Annotated in this window: 18 protein-coding genes and 2 tRNA genes; 12 read left to right on the forward strand and 8 right to left on the reverse strand. The window is 66.4% G+C overall.

Annotated elements, in window-relative coordinates; translation table 11 throughout:
• Positions 1-53: 53 nt before the first annotated feature.
• On the forward strand, positions 54-893 hold the full coding sequence (locus OU682_RS09425) for an ABC transporter permease (RefSeq protein ID WP_268941842.1): 840 nt from the start codon (positions 54-56) through the stop codon (positions 891-893).
• Here the strand turns inward: OU682_RS09425 and choV are convergent, their stop codons facing one another.
• Genes choV through choX form a run of 3 tightly spaced genes read right to left on the reverse strand, consistent with a single transcriptional unit; the run spans position 894 to position 3,755 of the window.
• The gene (gene choV, locus OU682_RS09430; protein WP_268941843.1) at positions 894-1,922 is read right to left on the reverse strand and encodes a choline ABC transporter ATP-binding protein; all 1,029 of its coding nucleotides are present in this window, start codon (positions 1,920-1,922) and stop codon (positions 894-896) included.
• Positions 1,919-2,767: a choline ABC transporter permease subunit gene (gene choW, locus OU682_RS09435; protein WP_268941844.1), complete on the reverse strand. Its 849-nt coding sequence runs from the start codon at positions 2,765-2,767 to the stop codon at positions 1,919-1,921. Before choW ends, choV begins: the two co-directional genes overlap by 4 nt.
• Positions 2,768-2,813: 46 nt before the next feature.
• Positions 2,814-3,755 (reverse strand): choline ABC transporter substrate-binding protein, encoded by a 942-nt coding sequence (gene choX / locus OU682_RS09440; RefSeq protein ID WP_268941845.1) that lies wholly within the window; start codon positions 3,753-3,755, stop codon positions 2,814-2,816.
• Positions 3,756-3,839: 84 nt separating this feature from the next.
• Between choX and betI the strand changes: the two genes are divergently transcribed.
• The 3 genes from betI to betA are packed head-to-tail and all read left to right on the forward strand — an operon-like array spanning position 3,840 to position 7,478.
• Entirely contained in the window at positions 3,840-4,406 is a 567-nt protein-coding gene (gene betI, locus OU682_RS09445) for a choline-binding transcriptional repressor BetI (RefSeq protein ID WP_268941846.1), read from the forward strand.
• Positions 4,403-5,848, forward strand: a complete 1,446-nt coding sequence (betB, locus tag OU682_RS09450) for a betaine-aldehyde dehydrogenase (protein ID WP_268941847.1) — start codon at positions 4,403-4,405, stop codon at positions 5,846-5,848. Before betI ends, betB begins: the two co-directional genes overlap by 4 nt.
• 10 nt (positions 5,849-5,858) lie before the next feature.
• On the forward strand, positions 5,859-7,478 hold the full coding sequence (betA, locus tag OU682_RS09455; protein WP_268941848.1) for a choline dehydrogenase: 1,620 nt from the start codon (positions 5,859-5,861) through the stop codon (positions 7,476-7,478).
• 75 nt (positions 7,479-7,553) lie between these two features.
• Here the strand turns inward: betA and OU682_RS09460 are convergent, their stop codons facing one another.
• Positions 7,554-8,294 carry a DsbA family protein gene (locus tag OU682_RS09460; protein WP_268941849.1) on the reverse strand — a complete coding sequence of 247 codons (741 nt, stop codon included), beginning with the start codon at positions 8,292-8,294 and terminating at the stop codon, positions 7,554-7,556.
• Positions 8,295-8,466: 172 nt separating this feature from the next.
• Here OU682_RS09460 and OU682_RS09465 point away from each other — a divergent pair, with 172 nt between their 5' ends.
• The 3 genes from OU682_RS09465 to OU682_RS09475 all read left to right on the forward strand — a co-directional run bounded on the left by OU682_RS09465 (position 8,467) and on the right by OU682_RS09475 (position 13,438).
• Positions 8,467-9,603: a pyridoxal phosphate-dependent aminotransferase gene (locus OU682_RS09465; protein WP_268941851.1), complete on the forward strand. Its 1,137-nt coding sequence runs from the start codon at positions 8,467-8,469 to the stop codon at positions 9,601-9,603.
• Positions 9,600-10,796, forward strand: coding sequence for an N-acetylmuramoyl-L-alanine amidase (locus OU682_RS09470; protein ID WP_268941852.1), 1,197 nt, complete (start codon positions 9,600-9,602; stop codon positions 10,794-10,796). The genes OU682_RS09465 and OU682_RS09470 overlap by 4 nt, the downstream gene beginning before the upstream one ends.
• A gap of 92 nt (positions 10,797-10,888) precedes the next feature.
• Positions 10,889-13,438: a penicillin-binding protein 1A gene (locus OU682_RS09475; RefSeq protein ID WP_268941853.1), complete on the forward strand. Its 2,550-nt coding sequence runs from the start codon at positions 10,889-10,891 to the stop codon at positions 13,436-13,438.
• Here OU682_RS09475 and OU682_RS09480 read toward each other — a convergent pair.
• Positions 13,432-13,611, reverse strand: coding sequence for an MgtC/SapB family protein (locus OU682_RS09480; RefSeq protein WP_268941854.1), 180 nt, complete (start codon positions 13,609-13,611; stop codon positions 13,432-13,434). The two genes, OU682_RS09475 and OU682_RS09480, sit on opposite strands and share 7 nt — an antisense overlap.
• Positions 13,612-13,702: 91 nt before the next feature.
• Positions 13,703-13,954: an MgtC/SapB family protein gene (locus OU682_RS09485; RefSeq protein WP_268941855.1), complete on the reverse strand. Its 252-nt coding sequence runs from the start codon at positions 13,952-13,954 to the stop codon at positions 13,703-13,705.
• Between the two features lie 137 nt (positions 13,955-14,091).
• Between OU682_RS09485 and prfB the strand changes: the two genes are divergently transcribed.
• The 4 genes from prfB (at position 14,092) to OU682_RS09505 (ending at position 16,751) form a co-directional block, all read left to right on the forward strand.
• Positions 14,092-15,219 carry a peptide chain release factor 2 gene (gene prfB / locus OU682_RS09490; RefSeq protein WP_268941856.1) on the forward strand — a complete coding sequence of 376 codons (1,128 nt, stop codon included), beginning with the start codon at positions 14,092-14,094 and terminating at the stop codon, positions 15,217-15,219.
• 64 nt (positions 15,220-15,283) lie between these two features.
• Positions 15,284-16,351, forward strand: a complete 1,068-nt coding sequence (locus tag OU682_RS09495; protein WP_268941857.1) for a patatin-like phospholipase family protein — start codon at positions 15,284-15,286, stop codon at positions 16,349-16,351.
• Between the two features lie 56 nt (positions 16,352-16,407).
• Positions 16,408-16,483 (forward strand) — tRNA-Val (locus tag OU682_RS09500).
• A 192-nt stretch (positions 16,484-16,675) separates the two neighbouring features.
• Positions 16,676-16,751 (forward strand) — tRNA-Ala (locus OU682_RS09505).
• Positions 16,752-16,882: 131 nt separating this feature from the next.
• On the opposite strand, the gene lon is transcribed toward OU682_RS09505, so the two are convergent.
• Entirely contained in the window at positions 16,883-19,300 is a 2,418-nt protein-coding gene (gene lon / locus OU682_RS09510; RefSeq protein ID WP_268941858.1) for an endopeptidase La, read from the reverse strand.
• Positions 19,301-19,430: 130 nt separating this feature from the next.
• The gene (locus tag OU682_RS09515) at positions 19,431-20,774 is read right to left on the reverse strand and encodes an ATP-binding protein (RefSeq protein ID WP_268941859.1); all 1,344 of its coding nucleotides are present in this window, start codon (positions 20,772-20,774) and stop codon (positions 19,431-19,433) included.
• A 34-nt stretch (positions 20,775-20,808) separates the two neighbouring features.
• Here OU682_RS09515 and OU682_RS09520 point away from each other — a divergent pair, with 34 nt between their 5' ends.
• Complete coding sequence (locus OU682_RS09520; protein WP_268941860.1) at positions 20,809-21,672, forward strand: MBL fold metallo-hydrolase; 864 nt, start codon at positions 20,809-20,811, stop codon at positions 21,670-21,672.
• The last annotated feature ends 50 nt before the right edge of the window (positions 21,673-21,722 follow it).

Genomic DNA, 21,722 nt, shown 5'->3' on the forward strand with positions numbered 1-21,722 from the left:
CAGTTCCAGCGCCCTGACGGGGGCGTGAACAGACAAGCGGCAGGTCACAGCCTATGTCCAAGATCACCTTTCCCTCGGTCGCTGCCAATCAGGGCACGCCTGAAAAGCTGCGCTTGTCGCACCGGCACCGGTCCTTCGCCAGTATGCGCGCGATCAGCGCCCTTGTCCTGCGCGAGATGTCGACGACGAACGGCAAGTCGGCGGGAGGATATCTGTGGGCCGTGGCCGAGCCCGTGGGGAGCATCGTTCTTCTGACCGCGATATTCTCGCTTGTCCTGGCAAGCCCGCCGATCGGCACCAACTTTCCGATCTTCTATGCGACAGGCATGGTGCCCTTCCTGTTCTTCATGGCGATCTCCACCAGGGTTTCGCAGTCGGTCACCTATTCCAAGGCGCTGCTGGCCTATCCGGCGGTGACCTTCATGGACGCGCTGCTGGGCCGGATGATCATGAACGGCATCACGCAGATGCTGGTCGCCTATATCATCTTTGCCGCCTTGCTGATCTTCCAGGAAACCCGGACCGATCCCCAGGCGGGAGGGATCGCGCTGGCATTGTTCATGGCCTTTTTCTTCGGCGCGGCCGTGGGCGTTATGAACTGCTTCCTGAACGAGGCCTTTTCCTGGTGGGCGAAGGTCTGGTCAATTCTGAACCGGCCGCTGATCCTGGTTTCGTGCGTGCTGTTCGTCTATGACGACCTTCCCCGGCCCTTCGCCGATTACCTGTGGTACAACCCGCTGGTCCATATCGTCGGGCAGATGCGCAAATCCTTCTATCCGTTCTATGCCGGGGAATATGTCAGCATAGCCTATGTCTTTGGCGTGTCGCTGCTTCTCTATGCCCTTGGGCTGGCGCTGCTGATCCGCTATCACCGCGACCTGCAGAACAGCTGATCAACCCCGCGGGTCGATCAGTCGCGCAAGCACCGCGTCGCGGGTGATATAGCCGCCACCCTGGACCGGCAGGGCGGTCTTGTCCGCCAAAAGCCCCATGACCTGGCGGACCGGCATGTCGCGCGGGACGGGATCGCCCCCCACGCCCTCTGCCACCTCGCCCGGCTGGACGACATCGGCGGCGGTCAGCACGCCAAGCGGGTTCATGTGGGCCACGAAATCGGCGACATAGTCGTTGACCGGGTTGGCGATGATGTCGCGCGCCGTGCCGATCTGGACGATGCGCCCGCCCTCCATCAGGGCGATGCGGTTGCCCAGCTTGAAGGCTTCGTCCAGGTCGTGGCTGACAAAGATGATCGTGCGCTGCGTCTTGGCCTGCAGTTCCAGCAATTCGTCCTGAAGGCGCGCACGGATCAGGGGGTCCAGTGCGCTGAAGGGTTCGTCCATCAGCAGGATCGGCGCCTCGGTCGCGAAGGCGCGGGCAAGGCCCACGCGCTGCTGCATCCCGCCCGACAGGTCGCCGACCTTGCGTTCGGCCCATTCCGTCAGCCCGACGGTTTCGAGCTGATGGTCCACGCGCGCCTTGCGGTCGGCCACCGGCATTCCCGCAAGCTCCAGCCCCAGGCCGACGTTTTCCCGCACGGTGCGCCAGGGCAGCAGGCCGAACTGCTGGAAGACCATGGCCACGTGCCGCAGGCGGATGTCGCGCAGCGCCCGCTTGCCGGCCCCGCTGACCGAGATCATCTTGCCGCCGTCCCAGACCCGGACCTCGCCCCGGCAGACATGGTTCAGCGCATTGACCGCGCGCAGCAGCGTGGACTTGCCCGACCCGGACAGACCCATCAGCACCAGGATCTCGCCCTGCCGGACGTTCAGCGAACAGTCGTGGACGCCAAGCACCTGGCCGGTGGCGGTCCGGATTTCGCCACGCTCCTTGCCTTGGTCCATCAAGGGCAGGGCGGTTTCCGGGTGGTCGCCGAAGACGATGCAGACGCGGTCGAATTCGACGGCATTGGGAATGGTGTTCATCTGCGACCCTCCATCCGCAGCATCCGGTCCAGAAGGATCGCCACCACCACGATCACGAAACCGGATTCAAAGCCAAGCGCGGTGTTCACGCTGTTCAGTGCCCGCACGACCGGCACGCCAAGGCCCGAGGCGCCGACCAGCGCGGCGATGACGACCATGGACAGCGACAGCATGATCGTCTGGTTCAGTCCCGCCATGATCTGCGGCAGCGCGCTTGGCAGCTCGACCTTCCACAGAAGCTGGCGCGGGGTGGCGCCAAAGGCTGTCGCGGCCTCGATCAGCGCGGGCGAAGTCGATGCGATGCCAAGCTGCGTCAACCGGATCGGCGCGGGCAGCACGAAGATCACGGTCGCCAGCAGGCCCGGCACCATGCCGATGCCGAAGAACACGATGGCCGGGATCAGATAGACGAAGGTCGGCAGCGTCTGCATCAGATCCAGCACGGGCCGCATCCAGGCATAAAGCCGGGGCCGATGCGCCGCGGCAATCCCGATCGGCACCCCGACCGCCATGCAGACCAGGCAGGCCGCCAGCACCAGGGTCAGCGACTGCATCATCTCGTCCCAGTAGCCCTGGTTCAGGACGAACAGCAGCCCCAGGGCGACCAGCAGGCAGGTCTTCCAGCTGCGCTGCAAGACCCAGGTCAGCGCCACGGCCAGCAGGATGAACAGCAGCGGGTGCGGTGCCTCCAGCGCGGCAAGAATGCCGCCGATCAGCCATTCCAGTGCGCCCGAGATGGTGTTGAACAGCCCCGCCGCATTGGCGTTCAGCCAGTCGAAGATCGACTTGGCCGTTCGCCCAACGGGTAACTTGTTATCTGTCACCAACGCCGTCATCTGCTCCATGCGGTTTTCCTTGGTCCTGTTGTCATGCTGTCGGGTGGTCCGGCGATCAGCCGGACAGGGCCTCGGTCAAGGCGGCCTGGCCGTCGTTGCCGTCAACGGTCGTGACGCCCTCCAGCCAGGGCGTGGCGGCGTCGGGATTGGCCGTCAGCCAGTCCTTGGCGGCGTCAAGCGGATCCTGGCCGTCGTTCAGGATCTTGCCCATCACCTCGTTTTCCATGGCCAGGGTGAATTCCAGGTTCTGCAGGAACTTGCCCAGATTGGGGCACTCCTCGACAAAACCGCGGCGGGTATTGGTGCGAACCTCGGCGCCGCCCAGGTTGGGGCCGAAAATCTCGTCGCCGCCGGGAAGGTAGGTCATCTCGAACTGCGCGTTCATCGGATGGGGTTCCCACCCCAGGAAGACGATCGGCTTGTCCGCGGCATCGGCACGGGCGACCTGCGCCAGCATCCCCTGTTCGCTGGATTCGACGACCTCGAAGGTGCCCAGGCCGAACTTGTCCTCGGCCACCATCTCCAGCAGCAGGCGGTTGCCGTCATTGCCGGGCTCGATCCCGTAGATCTGGCCGTCCAGCGCGTCCTTGTGTTCGGCGATCTTGCTGAAATCGGTGATGCCCAGCTCCGCGCCCGCCTTGTTGGTGGCCAGCGTGTATTTCGCGCCCGTCAGGTTGGTGCGCACCGTGTCCACCGTGCCCGCGTCGCGATAGGGGGCGATGTCAGCCTCCATCGTGGGCATCCAATTGCCCAGGAAGATGTCCACGTCATCGGTGGACAGCGCCGTATAGGTCACCGGCACGGACAGCAGCTTGGTCTCGGTCTCGTAGCCAAGCGCCTGCAGGACGGTCGTGGCAAGGGCGGTCGTTGCGGTGATGTCGGACCAGCCCACGTCGGAAAAGACAACCTCGCGGCATTCCTCGGGCTCGGCCGCGAAGGCGGGGACCGCAAGCAAGGCGCCGATCACCAGCGACGCGGTCAGGCTTTTGTGAATCATGCGTAGCTCCCTGTTCTTGATTGGTTGATCAATTAACGATACACGGGCTTCAAATAGCAACAACTTCTTTACACAGGTGCCGCCTTGCCCAAGATCGGGGCCGAGCCTATCCGAAAAGCCGCGCTAATCAACGCCACGATCTTCGAGGTCGGCCGGGCGGGGTCGCTGGAGGTAACCGTGGCGCAGATCGCCAAGCGGGCAGGGATGTCGCCTGCCCTGGCGCATCACTATTTCGGATCGAAGGAACAAATCTTTTTATCCGCAATGCGTTACATTCTGCGGACCTATGGCCGGTCGGTGGCCGAACGCCTGCCGGGGCATGGCAAGCGGGGTCGTCTGGATGCGATCATCCATGCCAGCTTTGCGCCGCAGAATTTCCAGCGCGAGACCGTCAGCGCGTGGATCAATTTTTACGCACTTGCGCTGATCAATCCCGAAGCTGCGCGCCTGCTTCGCGTGTATCACCGCCGCTTGCGCTCGAATCTGATGCTGGCGCTGCGCCCCCTGGTCGCCGATCCCGCCCGCGTGGCCGAAACGGTCGGGGCGCTGATCGACGGGGTTTATCTGCGCGCGGTGCTGACCCCTGGCGGCATTGAGGCCAAGGCCGCCGAAAAGATGATCTTCGATTACCTGGACGAGGCCCTGTCGTGACTCACAACGCCCAACCCGCCGCCAGCCTGTTCATCGACGGCACCTTTGTCGAGGGCGAGGGCGCGGCCCTGCCCGTCCTCTACCCCTATACGGGTCAGGAAATCGCCTCCCTGCGCGAGGCAACCGCGAATCAGGTGGCGCTGGCCTGCCAGGCTGCCGCCCGCGCGCAGCCCGCATGGGCGGCCATGGCGCCCGCCGACCGGGGCCGAATCCTGTCCCGCGCCGCCGCGATCATCCGCGACCGGAACGAGGAACTGTCCCGGCTGGAAACGCTGGATACCGGCAAGCCGATCCAGGAAACGCTGGTGGCCGACTGGGCCTCGGGCGCGGCGGCGCTGGAATATTTCGGCGGGCTGGCCGCGACCGTGACCGGCCAGATGATTCCCCTGGGACGCGACTGGGCCTATACCCGCCGCGAGGCCTTGGGTGTCTGCGCGGGCATCGGCGCCTGGAACTATCCCAGCCAGATCGCCTGCTGGAAGGCCGCCCCCGCGCTGGCCATGGGCAACGCGATGGTCTTCAAGCCGTCCGAGGAAACGCCGCTGGGCGCGTTGAAGCTGGCGGAAATCCTGATCGAGGCCGGTGCGCCCGCAGGCATCTTCAACGTCGTGCAAGGCCGCGGAGAGGTCGGCGCGGCGCTTGTGACCGATCCCCGCGTCGCAAAGGTTTCCCTGACCGGATCGGTTCCCACCGGCCGCCGCGTTTATGCCGCCGCCGCCGAAGGGATGCGCCATGTCACGATGGAGCTTGGCGGCAAGTCGCCCTTGATCGTCTTCGACGATGCCAGCCTCGAGGACGCGGTCGGCGCGGCGATCCTGGCGAATTTCTATTCCTCGGGGCAGATCTGTTCGAACGGGACGCGGGTGTTCCTGCAGCAGGGGATCGCGGCGCGGTTCCTGGACCGGCTGGCCGAACGGCTGGCGACGATTCGCACGGGCGATCCGCTGGACCCCGACACGCAGTTCGGCCCGATCATCAACGGGACGCAGGCGGGCAAGATCCGCGCGGCCATCGCTGCCGGGCAGGACGCGGGCGCGCGACTGGTCTGCGGCGGCGCGGGCGAGGGGGCCTTCATCCCGCCCACCGTCTTTGCCGATGCCACCGACGAGATGGCGATCACCCGCGACGAAATCTTCGGCCCGGTGATGACCACGCTGACCTTCGCCGATGAAGCCGAGGCCGTGGCACGCGCCAACGCCACCGGCTTCGGCCTTGCGGCGGGGGTCTTCACCCGGGACCTGACCCGTGCGCATCGCGTGGTCGCTGCCCTGGAAGCCGGCACCTGCTGGATCAACGCCTATAACCTGACGCCCGTGGAAATGCCTTTCGGCGGCGTCAAGATGTCGGGCCTGGGCCGCGAGAACGGCACCGCCGCGATCGAGCATTATTCGCAACTCAAGACCGTCTATGTGGGCATGGGCGCCGTCGAGGCGCCGTATTAAGGGGATCGTCATGACCGCTGATTACGTCATCGTCGGCGCCGGGTCCGCCGGCTGCGCCTTGGCCTATCGCCTGACCGAAGCGGGCCACAGCGTCACGCTGGTCGAATATGGCGGCAGCGACATCGGCATCTTCATCCAGATGCCGGGCGCGCTGTCCTATCCCATGAACATGCCGCGCTACGATTGGGGCTTCGCGACCCAGCCCGAACCGCATCTGGGCGGGCGCAGGCTGGCCACGCCGCGTGGCAAGGTGCTGGGGGGGTCGTCGTCGATCAACGGCATGGTCTTCGTGCGCGGGCACCGCAAGGATTTCGACCACTGGCGCGACAGCGGCGCGGCGGGCTGGGGCTATGACGACGTGCTGCCCTATTTCAAGCGGATGGAAACCTGGCATGGCGGCGCGTCCGAATGGCGCGGCACCGACGGGCCGCTTCATGTGACGCGCGGCAAGCGCCGCAATCCGCTGTTCAACGCCTTCATCGAGGCTGGGCAGCAGGCCGGCTGGCCCTATACGCCCGACTACAACGGTGAGAACCAGGAGGGCTTCGGCCCCATGGAGGCCACGATCTGGAGGGGCCGTCGCTGGTCCGCCGCCAACGCCTATCTGCGCCCGGCGCTTAAGACCGGCCGCCTGACCGTCATCCGCGCCCTTGCCCGCCGCATCCTGTTTCAGGGAAAGCGCGCCTATGGCGTTGAAATCGAAAACAGGGGCCGGACCGAGGAGATCCGGGCGGGGCGCGAGGTCATCGTCTCGGCCAGTTCGATCAACACGCCGAAGCTTCTGATGCTGTCGGGCATCGGTCCCGCCGACCACCTGCGGAGCCACGGCATCACGCCGCTGGCCGACCGGCCCGGCGTGGGGTCGAACCTGCAGGACCACCTTGAAATCTACATGCAGTACAAGGCGCTGAAGCCGATCACACTATACACCTATTACAACCTGCTGGGCAAAGGCCGGGTCGGGGTGGAATGGCTGCTGCAGAAGACCGGGCTTGGCGCGTCGAACCAGTTCGAAAGCTGCGGCTTCATCCGGTCGTCCGATGCCGTGGATTATCCCGATATCCAGTATCATTTCCTGCCGCTGGCCGTGCGCTATGACGGCAAGGCCGCCGCCCAGGGCCATGGTTTCCAGGCCCATGTCGGACCGATGCGCTCGAAATCGCGCGGCACCGTGCGGCTCGCCTCGGTCGATCCGGCGGCGCCGCCCGAGATACGCTTCAACTACATGTCCCATCCGGACGACTGGGCCGAGTTCCGCGCCTGCGTGCGCCTGACCCGCCGGATCTTCGACCAGCCCGCCTTCGCCGAATTCCGCGGCGACGAGATCCAGCCCGGCGCGCAGGTCCAGACCGACGACCAGATCGACGCCTTCATCCGCGACCATGCCGAATCGGCCTATCACCCCTGCGGGACCGCCCGGATGGGCGCGGCAAGCGATCCCATGGCCGTCGTCGATCCCGATCTGAAGGTGATCGGGGTAGAGGGGCTGCGCGTCGCCGACAGCTCGATCTTTCCGCGCGTCACCAACGGCAACCTGAACGGCCCTTCGATCATGGTGGGGGAAAAGGCCGCCGACCACATCCTGGGCCGCATCGCGCGCCCCGACGAGGATAGCCTGGCGGCCGAGTAGCCGCTTCTTCTTCACTCAAGTGTCCCCGCCGGAGGCACCTGCTCGCGCGGCAGGTGCGACCGGCGCGGAGGCGCGTCAGCCCTTGGCCTCGCGCGCGGCGGCGACGGCGGGTTCCAGCCCGTCGGCGGGCATCCCGCGCAGCAGGGTATCGCCGATGATGAAGGTCGGCGTGCCCATAATCGCCATGCGCTCGGCCAGTTGCCGGTTGTCGCGCAGCACGGCGGACACGGTTTCGGTGTTCATGGTGTTGATCACCTCGTCCCCGTCGAGCCCGATCTCGGACGCGATCTTTTTCAGCGCCTCGGGAGAGGGGGCGCCGCGCAGGGCGATCATCTCGTCATGGGCCTTCCGGTAAGCCTCGTCGCCACCCAGCTGCTTCACCGCGACCGCAAAGCGGGCCGCGGTTTCGCTGTCCGGGCCCAGGATCGGAAATTCCTTCAGGACCAGCCGGATATTGCCGTCGCTTTCAACAAGGTCATGGACCTGTTCGTTGAACTTGCGGCAATAACCGCAGCGATAGTCGATGAATTCCACCACCGTCACGTCGCCGTCCGGGTTGCCGCCGACCCAGCTATGGCCGTCCTGAAAGATCGCGTCGCGGTTCGCGGCAACAAGGGCCACGTCGTTCTGCGCCTCGGACGCCACCCGGCGTTCCTCCAGCACGTTGATGGATTCAACCAGAACCTCGGGATTGGCCATCAGGTATTCGCGCACGGCCTCCCCGAAGGCGGCTTTTTCATCCTCGGACATGGCCCCGATGTCGAAGGCCATGGCGGGGGTCGCGGTCAGAAGCAGCGCGGCAATCAGGCGTTTCATCGAAATCCTCGTGATGGGCTTCGTCCGACCTTGCCCCCTGCGGGCGGTCTTTGCAAGAAACCGGCTGACAAAGCTGCGTGACCGGCACCCGGCCCAAGGGGCTTTCCGCGCCCGCCCGGCAGGCGTAAGACAGCAGAAAAAGACAAAAGGCCCGAAGGGCATGAGGAGAGCAATGAGGAAATCCGCCCGCGGACAGGTCGACCCCTTCATCGTGATGGACGTGATGGAGGCCGCCGCCCGCGCCGAGGCGCAAGGCCGCCACATCATCCACATGGAGGTCGGCCAGCCCTCGACCCCGGCGCCCGAAGGTGCGCGCCGCGCGCTTGCCGCCGCGCTGGAACAACCGCTTGGCTATACGGTCGCGCTTGGCCTGCCGGCGCTGCGGCAGGGGATCGCGGACCTGTATCGCCGCTGGTATGGCGTCGATCTGGATCCGGCGCGGGTCGTGGTGACGCCGGGCAGCAGTGGGGCCTTCATCCTGGCCTTTTCGGCGCTGTTCGACGCGGGGAACCGGGTCGCCATGGGCTATCCCGGCTATCCCAGCTATCGCCAGATCCTGCGGGCCATGTCGCTGGAGCCGGTGGGCATCCCGACCCGGCCCGAAGACCGCTTTCAGCCGCGCCCCGAGGCGCTGCCCGATGGCTGCGCGGGGCTGATCCTCGCCTCGCCGGGCAACCCCTCGGGCACGGTGCTGCGCACCGACGAATTGCGCGCGCTGTCGGATGCCGCGTGCGCCAGGGGCATGGCGCTGATCTCGGACGAGATCTATCACGGCCTGTCCTATGGCGACCGCTGCCACTCCGCGCTGGAAGTGACGGATGACGTGTTCGTCATCAATTCCTTCAGCAAGTACTTCTCGATGACCGGCTGGCGGGCCGGCTGGATGGTGGTGCCGCCGGACCATGTCCGCACCGTGGAACGGCTGGCGCAGAACATGTTCATCTGCCCGCCCCATGCCAGCCAGGTCGCCGCCCTTGCCGCGCTGGATTGCACCGAGGAAGCCGACGCCAACCTGGCCGTCTATGCCGAAAACCGCCGGCTGATGCTGGAAGGGCTGCCGAGGGCGGGTTTCGACCGCATCGCCCCGCCGGAGGGGGCGTTCTACATCTATGCCGATGTCTCGCACCTGACCAAAAATTCGCTGAGCTTCGCTGCGGAGATCCTTGAAAAGGCGGGCGTGGCCGTGACGCCGGGGCTGGACTTCGACCCCGAGCGCGGGGCGCGGACCCTGCGCTTTTCCTATGCCCGCGAGACCGCGGATATTGCCGAGGGCCTGCGCCGCCTGACGGAGTTCATGGCCGCGCGATGAAATGGCTGGCCCTGATCCTGACGCTGCTGTCGCTGCCTGCCTGGGCAGAGGAACCCGCGCGTCTGGATCTGGGCGGATCCGCGCTGGTCGCGACGGGGCGGGGATGGGGCGGGCCGAAGCCGCTGGAACTGCGGCTGTCCCTGACGAAGCCTGTGCCCTATCGCGCCTTCCTGGTCGGCGATCCCGCGCGGCTGGTGATCGATCTGCGGGGCGCCGACCTGGGCATGGCGCGGCCGCAGGATCTGTTCGGCGCGGACCTTGCCCCGGCGATCCGCTGGGGACGGAACGGCGACGGCTGGTCGCGCATCGTGGTCGAACTGCCCGGCCCTTACCGCATCGACAGCGCGGGCCAGCAGGCGCGGGCGGCGCTGTCGCAGATCACCGTGGCGCTGGCGCCGGTCAGCGCCGAGGACTTCGCGCCCCGCCCCTCGGCCACAACGGCGCTGCGCGACCTGCCCGACCCCGCCGACGTGCCGCCGCCTTCGCCGGACGATCGCTTCACCGTCGTGCTGGACCCCGGCCATGGCGGCCACGACCCCGGCGCGCTGGCCGAAGGCGAAAGCGAGGCGAACCTGGTCCTGGTCTTCTCGCTGGAACTGCGGGCGGCCCTGCAGGCGCGGGGCGTCGATGTGCAGATGACGCGGCAGGACGACAGCTTCGTCAACCTGGAACGGCGCATGACGGCGGCGCGGCAGGCCCAGGCGGATCTGTTCATCTCGCTGCACGCCGACGCGCTGCCGGAAGCGCAGGCGGCGGGCGCCACCGTCTATGTCTGGAACCCCGCCGCCGACCGCCGCGCGGCGGAACAGCTGACGCTTCGGCACGGGCGCGACGACCTGCTGGCAGGCGTGGACCTGAAGGGGCAGGACGACGCATTGACGGGCGTGCTGATGGATTTCGCCCGCGTCGACACGCAGCCGCGCTCGGAGCGCTTTGCCAACTGGCTGATATCGCGCATGTCGCTGATGGGCATCGGGATGCATGGACGCCCCGTGCAGGCGGCGACCTTTTCGGTGCTGAAGTCGCCCGACATCCCTTCTGTGCTGCTGGAGCTTGGCTTCATCTCGGATCACGACGACCGGGCGAACCTGCTGAACCCCTTGTGGCGCGAGCGCATGGTGAAGGTGGTGGCCGAGGCCATCACCGGCTGGGCACGCGACGAAGCCGCCCGGGCCACCATGCTGCGACAATAGGCGCCACACGGAGCCGTGATCGCCCAGTGTTGTTTTGACCGGGCCGGGGCACGCCGCTATAGACGGGACGAGTCCACGAAAGGCCCATGTCCTTGCTGCGCCCCATCCTGTCCTTCTTCGGTGCCATCTTCTCGTGGTTCGTCACCGCGACCTTTGCCATCGCGCTGACCCTGGGCGCGATCTTCTGGATCTATTCGCGCGACCTGCCCAGCCACGAGACGCTGGCCCAGTACACGCCCAAGACCATCAGCCGGATCTATTCGGGCGAGGGGATGCTGATCGACGAATTCGCCGAGGAACGCCGCCTGTTCGTCCCGGTCGAGGAGATCCCGGACCTGGTCCGGCACGCCTTCATCAGCGCCGAGGACAAGAACTTCTACAACCACCCCGGTTATGACGTGCGCGGCATCATCGGGGCGGCCTACCAGGCGGTAGCATCGCGCGGATCGTCGGTGCGCGGGGCTTCCACGATCACGCAGCAGGTCATGAAGAACTTCCTGCTGTCGTCGGACCGCAGCGTGGAGCGCAAGGTCAAGGAACTGATCCTGGCGTCCCGGCTGGAACGGACATTGTCCAAGGACCAGATCCTTGAGTTGTATCTGAACGAGATCTTCCTGGGCCAGAACAGCTTCGGCGTGGCCGCGGCAGCCCAGACCTATTTCAACAAGTCGCTGACGGAACTTGCCCCGCACGAGGCCGCGATGCTGGCCGCCATGCCGCAGGCTCCGGGCCGTTACCACCCCGTCCGCGCCAAGGACCGGGTGACCGAGCGGCGCAACTATGTCCTGCGCGAGATGTGGCAGAACGGCTACCTCGACGAGGCGACCTATGAGGCCGAGGCGAAGCTGCCGCTGAAATCTGTGCAGAACGGCGATTTTCCGGCCTTCCAGCAGCAGCTTCCGCCGCGCGACTATTTCACCGACGAAATCCGGCGCCAGCTGTCGGCGCAGTTCGGCAACGAGGAATTCTTCGGCGGCGGCCTGACCATTCGCGCCACAGTGGACCCCGACCTGCAATCCGCCGCCGCCGACGCGCTGCGCCAGGCCCTGGAGGATTACGACCGCGGCACCGGCATCTGGCGGGGCACGCGCGAAACGATCCCGGCTGAACAGTTGACCAACGAGTCCGCCTGGCGCGGCGCCCTGTGGCAGGTGCAAGTCCCGCGCGACATCCCCGGCTGGCACCCGGCGGTGGTGCTGGAGGTCGGCGACAGCGATGCACGCATCGGCATCGAAGGGATCGAGGAGGACGCCGACGGCCACTGGATCCCGGCCGCCGACGTGCAATGGGCGCGCAAGCGCGGCCCCGACGGCAGGCTTGGACCGCGCGCGCAGGTGGCAGGCGACCTGGTCGATGTGGGCGACGTGGTGCTGGTCCGCGCGATGACCCAGGACGGCAACGGCAGCTTCATCCGCTGGACCCTGCGCCAGGTGCCCGAGGTCCAGGGCGGCTTCATGGCGATGGACGTGAACACCGGCCGCGTGATGGCCATGCAGGGGGGCTTTTCCTACCAGTCCTCGGTCTTCAACCGGGCCACGCAGGCGCAGCGCCAGCCGGGTTCCAGCTTCAAGCCCTTCGTCTATGCCGCGGCCCTGGACAACAACTATACCCCCGCCACCATCGTCGTGGACGAGCCGATCAGCATCAACACGCCCTTCGGCCTGTGGGAGCCCAAGAACTCGACCGGCAAGCACTATGGGCCGACGCCCCTGCGCACCGGCATCGAGATGTCGCGGAACCTGATGACGATCCGCATTGCCCAGAACATCGGGATGGAGCGCGTGGCCGAATATGCCGAACGCTTCGGCGTCTATGACGACCTGAAGCCGTTCCTGGCGAACGCATTGGGTGCCCAGGAAACCACCCTGTTCAAGATGGTCGCGGCCTATGCGATGTTCGCCAACGGCGGCGAGCGGGTGGAGCCCACGCTGGTTGACCGCGTGCAGGACCGGCGCGGACGCACAATCTATCGCCACGACCAGCGGGTCTGCGAAACCTGCGGCCAGCAGGCGCTGCCGGCGGGGCAGGGGCCGGTGATCGACACTAACCGCGAACGGGTCATGGATGCGGTGACGGCCTATCAGCTGACCTCGATGCTGGAAGGCGCTGTGGAGCGCGGGTCGGGCAGCGGGGTGGACCTGCCGGTGCCGATCGCGGGCAAGACGGGCACCACGAACGACGCCAAGGACGTGTGGTTCATCGGCTATTCGTCGAACATCGTCGCCGGCTGCTATCTGGGCTATGACCAGCCGCGCACGCTGGGCCGCAACGCCTATGGCGGGACGCTGTGCGTGCCGGTCTTCAACGCCTTCATGCGCAAGGCCGTGGCCCGGTTCGGCGGCACCGACTTCGCGGTTCCGCCGGGGGGCTATTGGGTCAAGATCGACCGCACGACCGGGCAGCGGCTGTCGGATGATGCCTCGGGGCCGAACGTCGTCGCCGAATATTTCCGCGAAGGCACCGATCCCAACTGGGGATCGCCGCTGATCGTGTCGGGCTTTGGCGACGACGATGTCGTCCTGCCTTGGGAAGCGGGCGCCGGATCGGGGTCGGGGACCGCCATCACCACCTCGACCGGGGAACGCAAGGTGATCCCGCGCCAGACGGACTTTGGCACCATGTCTTCGGGCGGGCTTTACTGACCGCCGTCGCCGGGCGCGCCACCCTGCGGATCATCCGGCCTGCGCCCGCCATGCGCGGGCGTGCTGATGACCCGCGCCATCCACAGGATGCCCAGGGCAAGCGCGGTTCCCATGACCGCCAGAAGGCCGTCCCCGGCGCCCGAGGCAAGGCCCACGGCACCCGCCAGCCACATCGACGCGCCAGTCGTAACCCCCGGACGCTGCCGCCGCTGAAGATGATGGACCCGGCAGCAAGGAAGGCCATGCCCGCCCCCACGGCCTCGATCAGGCGCAGGGGGCTGTCTGCGGCATTTCCTGTTCGTCGGCCGGGAAATGCGACAGTTCCATCGCCACGATGGTGAACATCGCCGCAGAAAGCGAGATCAGCATATGCGTCCGCAGCCCCGCCGCGCGGGCGCTGATCTCTCGTTTCCAGCCGATCATGGCGCCAAGGACCACCGCGAGCCCAAGCCGCATGGCGACGCCTGGCAGCGGAATGGACTGCAAGGGCTGGAACAGATCCTGGATCTCGGTCATGACGGTTTGCAGCGTCTAGGTGACAACTGTTCAACGCCTGCGGGGCCGCAGGGGTGCAGCACCGGGGTCGCAACTCTTGCCGCTTGCGCCTGCCCGCGCTATCACCCCTGACCTGACGCCAGCCGAAGGAGCCGCCCATGCGCGCCGAGACGCAGTCCACCATCGAGGCCATCAAACGCTCGCTGACCCTGCTGGGCCAGCGCATGGACTGGCAGACCGCGCCGCACCGGCTGGAGGAGATGAACGCGATGATCGAGGCGGGGGACCTGTGGTCCGACCCCGCCCGCGCCCAGAAGCTGATGCGCGAGCGGCAGGCGCTGTCGGACGCGATCGAGACCTATCGCCGCATCGACGGCGACCTGTCGGCCAATGCCGAGATGGTGGAGCTGGCGGAAGAGGAAGGCGATCCCGAGCTGGTGGCCGAGGCCGAGGCGAACCTCAAGACGCTGGCCGAACTGGCCGCCCAGAAGGAGCTGGAGGCCCTGCTGAACGGCGAGGCCGACGCCAACGACACCTTCCTGGAGATCAACGCGGGCGCGGGCGGCACGGAAAGCTGCGACTGGGCCTCCATGCTGGCGCGCATGTATGTCCGCTGGGCCGAGAAGAAGGGCTACGAGGTCGAGCTTCTGTCGGAAACGGCGGGGGACGAGGCCGGCATCCGCAGTGCCGCCTACAAGGTCAGCGGGCACAACGCCTATGGCTGGCTGAAATCGGAATCGGGCGTGCATCGCCTTGTCCGCATCAGCCCCTATGACAGCGCGGCGCGGCGGCATACGTCGTTTTCGTCGGTCTGGGTTTATCCGGTTGTCGATGACAATATCGAGATCGACATTCCCGACCGCGACATCCGCATCGACACCTATCGGTCGTCCGGCGCGGGCGGGCAGCACGTCAACACCACCGACTCGGCCGTGCGGATCACCCACCTGCCGACCAACATCGTGGTCACGTCCTCGGAAAAATCCCAGCACCAGAACCGCGCCAACGCCATGGCCGCCCTGAAGGCGCGGCTGTACCAGATGGAACTGGACAAGCGGAACGCCGAGATCAACGCCCAGCACGCCGCCAAGGGCGAGGCAGGCTGGGGCAACCAGATCCGCTCCTACGTCCTGCACCCCTACCAGATGGTCAAGGACCTGCGCACGGGCGAGGAAACCAGCGACACCCAGGGCGTGCTGGACGGCGACCTGGATGCCTTCATGGCCGCGACCTTGGCGCTGGATGTCGCGGGCAAGAGCCGGGCCGAGGCGAACGCCGAGGACTGAGTCCGGCACCCGTGGACCGCGCGGGCTTTCCGGCTATGCTGCACCTGCAAAAACGGGGGCGGCGATGGACAAGAAGCACATCAACCTAGCCTTGCAGGGCGGGGGCGCGCATGGCGCCTTTGCCTGGGGCGTGCTCGACCGCCTGCTGGACGAGGACTGGCTGACGATCTCGGCCATCAGCGGCACCTCGGCAGGCGCGCTGAACGGAGCGGCGCTGAAGGCGGGGCTGTCGCGGCACGAGGGGCTGGCGGGGCGCAGGGCCGCGCGAGAGAACCTTGACTACCTTTGGGCGCGGATCGGGCAGATCAGCGACAACCGCATTGTCCGCTGGATGCATTCGCTGATGCCGGTGCCGCACGGAATGGGCCGGCTGGTGGAGCTTTTCTCGCCCGCCGCCTGGCTGGACAACCTGACGCGCCTTTTCAGCCCCTATGACTATGGCCCGTTCTATGTAAACCCGCTCGGCCCCGTCCTGCGCGAATTGCCCTGGCCCGATTTCAGCAACAGGCGCGGCCCGCAACTGTTCGTGGCGGCTACCAACGTGCGAACCGGGCGGATCCGGGTCTTCACCAATGCCGCAGCCACGGTGGATGCCGTCATGGCCTCGGCCTGCCTGCCCAACCTGTTCCGCGCGGTCGAGATCCCCGACCCCGAGACCGGCAGGCTGGAGGCCTTCTGGGATGGCGGCTTCGCCTCGAACCCGGCGCTGTTCCCGCTGTATGACCCCCGCCTTCCGCGCGACATCGTCATCGTGAACATCAACCCCCTGCTGCGCGAGGGTCTCCCGCGCACCCCGGCCCAGATCGCGGACCGCGTGAACGAGGTCAGCTTCAACGCCTCGCTGATGGCCGACCTGCGCGCGATCAACTTCGTCAAGAAGCTGTTTGCCGAAGACCGCCTGCAGAACCGCGCGATGAAGAACCCGCTGGTCCACATGATCCTGGACGACGTGCTGATGAACGACCTGACCGCGCGGTCCAAGCTGATGCCTGCGCCCGGTCTGCTGGCCCGGATGAAGCTGGCCGGGCAGACGGCGGCCGACACGTTCCTGCGCGACCAGGCCGATGCGCTGAACAAGCGCGACACCGTGGACCTGCCGGCGCTGTTCGCCGGTTCGGGGATCATTGGCTAGACCATCCAAATCGGCACTGGCCAAGACCTGCAACGGGCGCTAGAAGGCAAGCCGGCGGGCGGTTAGCTCAGTTGGTAGAGCGCCTCGTTTACACCGAGGATGTCGGGGGTTCGAGTCCCTCACCGCCCACCATTTCCCTCATGGCATCTCCTGCACGATCCGGCGCGCGACAGCCGATCCTGCCAGTCGTTTTCCGCAGTGAAACGCCGACTTTCCACCATCCTCAGAATCTTCTCGCAGGCGCGACATTTTCCGCTTGCACCCCGCCGCGCCCACCCCTATAGACCCCCCACGCAACGTCGAAAGACGAAGCAGACCTCCGGTGGGGCCATAGCTCAGTTGGTAGAGCGCTTGAATGGCATTCAAGAGGTCAGGGGTTCGACTCCCCTTGGCTCCACCAAACAAATCCTTCGCATTCGCTGAACGATAACTTGCCCGAAGACGGCGCAAGTGTGTCGTGCCAGCTTGCCGAATTTGGCGCTTGGCCCGTGGCCAAAAGAAAAGGGCCGGGTTGACCGGCCCTTCTTGTCTTCAGTGTGCGACTGCGCTTCCAGCCGATCGTTCCTCGCGGGACGCGGCGGCCCGGGCGGCCTCGGCCGCTTCCTCGGCGGCCTCGTCCCATTCGACAGGCTCGGGCATCCGCACCAGGGCCTGCTTCAGGACCTCGCGGACATTGCTGACCGGGATGATGGTCAGCCCCGTCTTCACGTTGTCCGGGATCTCGGCCAGATCCTTTTCGTTGTCGGCCGGGATCAGCACCGTCTTGATGCCCCCGCGCAGCGCCGCCAGCAGCTTCTCCTTGAGGCCGCCGATGGCCAGCACATTGCCGCGCAGCGTCACCTCGCCGGTCATGGCGACGTCCTTGCGGACCGGGATGCCGGTCATGACCGACACGACCGAGGTCACCATGGCGATGCCCGCCGACGGACCGTCCTTCGGGGTCGCCCCTTCCGGCACGTGGACGTGGATGTCGCGCTTGTCGAATTCCGGGGGCTTCACCCCGATTTCCGGCGAGATCGAGCGCACGAAGCTGGAGGCCGCGTCGATCGATTCCTTCATCACGTCGCCCAGTTTCCCGGTCGTCTTCATCCGGCCCTTGCCCGGCAGGCGCAGCGCCTCGATCTGCAGCAGATCGCCCCCGACGGAAGTCCAGGCCAGACCCGTCACCACGCCAACCTGATCCTCCTTCTCGGCCAAGCCATAGCGGTGGCGGCGCACGCCCAAGTATTCCTCGGCCTTGGCGGCATCCACCGTCACGGACTTGACCTGACCCTTCAGGATTTCGGTCACGGCCTTGCGGGCCAGCTTGGCGATCTCACGCTCCAGCGAACGCACCCCGGCTTCCCGCGTGTAATAGCGGATCACATGGGTCAGCGCGTCGTCGGTCACCTCGAACTCGCCCTTGCGAAGGCCGTTCGCCGCGATCTGCTTGGGCAGCAGGTGCTGGCGCGCGATCTCGCGCTTCTCGTCCTCGGTATAGCCGGACAGGCTGATGATCTCCATCCGGTCCAGCAGCGGCCCCGGCATGTTGTAGCTGTTGGCCGTGGTCACGAACATCACGTTCGACAGGTCGTATTCCACCTCAAGATAGTGGTCCACGAATGTCGCGTTCTGTTCGGGATCCAGCACCTCCAGCATCGCCGAAGCGGGGTCGCCGCGGAAGTCCTGGCCCATCTTGTCGATCTCATCCAGCAGGATGAGCGGGTTGGTCGTCTTGGCCTTCTTCAGGGCCTGGATGATCTTGCCCGGCATCGACCCGATATAGGTCCGGCGATGGCCGCGGATTTCCGATTCATCACGCACGCCGCCAAGGCTGATGCGGATGAACTCGCGTCCCGTGGCCTTGGCGACCGAACGGCCCAGCGAGGTCTTGCCGACGCCCGGAGGACCGACGAGGCACAGAATCGGACCCTTCAGCTTCTGGCTGCGGCTTTGCACGGCCAAATACTCGACGATCCGCTCCTTGACCTTTTCCAGGCCATAGTGATCGGCGTCCAGCACCTTCTCGGCCGCGACCAGATCCTTGCGGGTGCGCGATTTCACGCCCCAAGGCAGCGACAGCAGCCAGTCGAGGTAGTTGCGGCTGACCGTGGCCTCGGCCGACATCGGCGACATAGACTTCAGCTTCTTCAGTTCGGATTCCGCCTTGTCGCGGGCTTCCTTGCTGAACTTGGTCCTGGCGATCTTTTCCTCAAGCTCGGCGATCTCGTTCTGGCCGTCCTCGCCGTCGCCCAGTTCCTTCTGAATGGCCTTCATCTGCTCATTCAGATAGTATTCGCGCTGCGTCTTCTCCATCTGGGTCTTGACGCGCGACTTGATCTTCTTCTCGACCTGCAGGACCGACATCTCGCCCTGCATGTGGGCATAGACCTTTTCCAGCCGCTCGGCCACGTCCAACGTGTCCAGCAGATCCTGCTTGCGGTCCAGTGCAATACCCATGTGACCCGCGACAAGGTCGGCCAGCTTGCCGGGCTCTCTGGCCTCGGCGACGGCGGTTACGACTTCCTCGGGGATGTTCTTGCGGACCTTGACGTAGCGCTCGAATTCCTCGGCCACAGTCCGGACCAGGGCAGTCACCGTCGCGGCGTCGCCCGGCGTTTCGGCCATCACGATGGCGGTCGCTTCGAAGTGGTCGTCATTGGGCACGAAGCCGGTGATCTGCACGCGCTCGCGCCCCTCGACCAGCACCTTCACGGTGCCGTCGGGCAGCTTCAGCAGTTGCAGCACATTGGCCAGCACGCCGGCGCGGTAGATACCGTCTTCCGTCGGTTCATCGACCGAGGCGTCCTTCTGCGCGGCCAGCAGGATCGGGCTGTCCGATTCCATGACCGCTTCCAGCGCGCGGACCGATTTTTCGCGACCCACGAACAGCGGAACGATCATGTGGGGAAAGACCACGATGTCGCGCAAAGGCAGCACCGGATAGGTCGAAGCAGCGAATTCGTTCATTATGCGTTCCTTTCTGCCCGAAGCCGTGGCCCCGTCGTGGCGACCCACGGCCCCTGCGTTGCGTCAATCTAGGGGTGCGTGCCGCGGCATTCAATATGACACGAAAAATGCCTGCTATTCCGCGCCCGGCCTATCGTGGAATGACGATTTCGGCCCGCAACCCGCCAAGGCGCTGGCCCCGGCCAAGCCGCAGTTGCCCGCCATGGGCGCGCGCCACGTCGGCAGCGATCGCAAGGCCCAGGCCCGCGCCGCCCCCCTGGTTGCGGTTGCGCGAGGAGTCCAGCCGGGTAAAGGGGCGCATCGCGACTTCCAGTGCATCGTCGGGGATGCCGGGGCCGTCGTCCTCGATCCCGATGCGCAGACTTCGGGGTCCAAGGGTGGCATCCAGTTCGGCGCGGGTGCCATGGCGCGCGGCATTGCCAAGCAGGTTTTCCAGGGCGCGGCGCAGCATGTCGGGGCGGAAGGTCGCGCGACCCTCCGCATCCCCCTCCAGGCTGCGCAGCGTCACCTGCTGGCCCGCCCGCCGCGCATCGGCCACGACGCTGTCCACGAAGTCCGACACGGGCGTGGGTTCGGGCACGCTGTCCTGAGCCTCGTCACGGGCATAGTCCAGGAAGGCATCGACCATGCGGTTCATCTCGGCAATGTCGGCCTCCATCGCGCGTAGTTCCTCGTCATCGGGGGGCATGTCGGGCGACATCATGGACAGGCCGAGGCGAAGGCGCGTCAGCGGTGTGCGCAGGTCATGGCTGATCCCCGACAGCATCATCTTGCGCTGTTCATTCTGGCGTTCCAGCCGGTTGCGCATGTCCAGAAAGGCCGCGCCCGCGCTGCGCACCTCTGTCGCGCCGGATGGGCGATAGGGGACGACCCGGCCCTTGCCATAGTCCTCGGCGGCCTCGGCCAGGCGGGTGATCGGGCGCAGCTGGTTGCGCAGGAAGATCGTGGCGATGCCCGTCATCAGGAACGAGGTGAAGACCATCAGCACCAGCAACTGGTGCGGGTTCGAGGCGCTGACCCGGCGTCGGTCGAAGGACAGGGAATAGGGTCCGGCCTGGCCATCGATGGTCACGATCACCCGCTTCTCGTCCTGCGCCAGGTCGATGGCGCGAATCTCGGGCAGATGGGCGCGCAACTCCTCGATCACAACGCGACCGGAAAAGTCATAGAACAGCCGCTGATCGCCCGCGCCCTCGGTCTCGGGTGCGCCGATGGCGATGCCAAGGGGCACGGCGATTTCCCGTCCCGCGTTGCGCTGCCCGTCGGCGCGCTCGATCCGCGCCGCGACAAAGGCCAGTTCCTGCGCCATGCTGGTTGTCATCTGCCGGGTCACGTCCTCGAAATGGCGCTGCAGGAACATGACGCTGACCACAAGGGTCACGACAACCACCGGCAGGAACAGGATCAGCGCCGCGCGGCCGTAAAGCCCGCGCGGGAAAAAGCCTTTCAGCCAGCCTTCTGTCTGGTTCGCCATGGAAACCCCCGCCGGTCGTGCTAAGGCTAGCGGCATGGACGGACAGACGAAAGACCTGCTGCGAATCCTGGCCCCGAACCCGTCGCCGCTGACCGGGCCGGGGACCAACACCTTCCTGCTGGGCCGCGAGCAGGTCGCGGTGATCGACCCCGGACCGGATGATCCCGGTCATCTGGCTGCGATCGTGGCGGCGGGTCAGGGGCGGATAAGCCATATCCTGGTCACCCACGCGCATCTTGATCACAGCGCCGGCGCGCCCGCCCTGGCGCGGCTGACCGGAGCGCCGGTGCTGGCCTATGGCGACGCATTGGCCGGACGCTCGCCGATGATGCGCCGCCTTGCAGGGCAGGGGGTCACGGGCGGCGGCGAGGGGCTGGACCTAGCCTTCGACCCCGACATCACCCTGCGCGACGGCGACGTGATCGAGGGATCGGACTGGCATTTGACCGCCCTGCACACGCCCGGCCATTCCGGCGGCCACCTGGCCTTCCTGTGCGGCGACCAGGTTTTTTGCGGCGACGTGGTGATGGGCTGGTCATCCACCATCATCTCGCCCCCGGACGGTGATCTGGCGGATTACCTGCGCACGCTGGACCGGCTGGCGCAGATCGGGCCCCGGCGCCTGCTGCCCGCCCATGGCGACCCGATCGAGGCTCCGCTGCCCCGGCTGGCGGAACTGGCCGCGCACCGCCGCCAGCGCACCGTCCAGATCCTGGCCGCCCTGCGCGAGGGTCCGGCGGATGCGGGAACCCTGGCCCGGCGCATCTATGACGTGCCCCCCGTGCTGCTGCCTGCGGCAGCCCGCAATGTGCTGGCCCACCTGCTGGCCCTGACCGACCTGGGGGCGGTCGCGCCCCTGGGCGATCTGCATCCGGACACCGAATTTTCGGCTTTGTGAAAAAAAACGTCGCGGACCCCTCTGGACGCCCCCGGCCAGCATTGCTATAC

It is taken from the genome of Paracoccus benzoatiresistens, from assembly GCF_026913015.1.
Taxonomy (GTDB): domain Bacteria; phylum Pseudomonadota; class Alphaproteobacteria; order Rhodobacterales; family Rhodobacteraceae; genus Paracoccus; species Paracoccus benzoatiresistens.

Coding starts and splice junctions, on each gene's coding strand:
- lon (WP_268941858.1), bottom strand. CDS start 19,300: ATGAACGAATTCGCTGCTTCGACCTATCCGGTGCTGCCTTTGCGCGAC.
- prfB (WP_268941856.1), top strand. CDS start 14,092: ATGCGCGCCGAGACGCAGTCCACCATCGAGGCCATCAAACGCTCGCTG.
- OU682_RS09485 (WP_268941855.1), bottom strand. CDS start 13,954: ATGACCGAGATCCAGGATCTGTTCCAGCCCTTGCAGTCCATTCCGCTG.
- betA (WP_268941848.1), top strand. CDS start 5,859: ATGACCGCTGATTACGTCATCGTCGGCGCCGGGTCCGCCGGCTGCGCC.
- choW (WP_268941844.1), bottom strand. CDS start 2,767: ATGGAGCAGATGACGGCGTTGGTGACAGATAACAAGTTACCCGTTGGG.
- OU682_RS09515 (WP_268941859.1), bottom strand. CDS start 20,774: ATGGCGAACCAGACAGAAGGCTGGCTGAAAGGCTTTTTCCCGCGCGGG.
- OU682_RS09470 (WP_268941852.1), top strand. CDS start 9,600: ATGAAATGGCTGGCCCTGATCCTGACGCTGCTGTCGCTGCCTGCCTGG.
- OU682_RS09465 (WP_268941851.1), top strand. CDS start 8,467: ATGAGGAAATCCGCCCGCGGACAGGTCGACCCCTTCATCGTGATGGAC.
- OU682_RS09480 (WP_268941854.1), bottom strand. CDS start 13,611: ATGTGGCTGGCGGGTGCCGTGGGCCTTGCCTCGGGCGCCGGGGACGGC.
- choX (WP_268941845.1), bottom strand. CDS start 3,755: ATGATTCACAAAAGCCTGACCGCGTCGCTGGTGATCGGCGCCTTGCTT.
- OU682_RS09425 (WP_268941842.1), top strand. CDS start 54: ATGTCCAAGATCACCTTTCCCTCGGTCGCTGCCAATCAGGGCACGCCT.
- OU682_RS09495 (WP_268941857.1), top strand. CDS start 15,284: ATGGACAAGAAGCACATCAACCTAGCCTTGCAGGGCGGGGGCGCGCAT.
- OU682_RS09460 (WP_268941849.1), bottom strand. CDS start 8,294: ATGAAACGCCTGATTGCCGCGCTGCTTCTGACCGCGACCCCCGCCATG.
- choV (WP_268941843.1), bottom strand. CDS start 1,922: ATGAACACCATTCCCAATGCCGTCGAATTCGACCGCGTCTGCATCGTC.
- OU682_RS09520 (WP_268941860.1), top strand. CDS start 20,809: ATGGACGGACAGACGAAAGACCTGCTGCGAATCCTGGCCCCGAACCCG.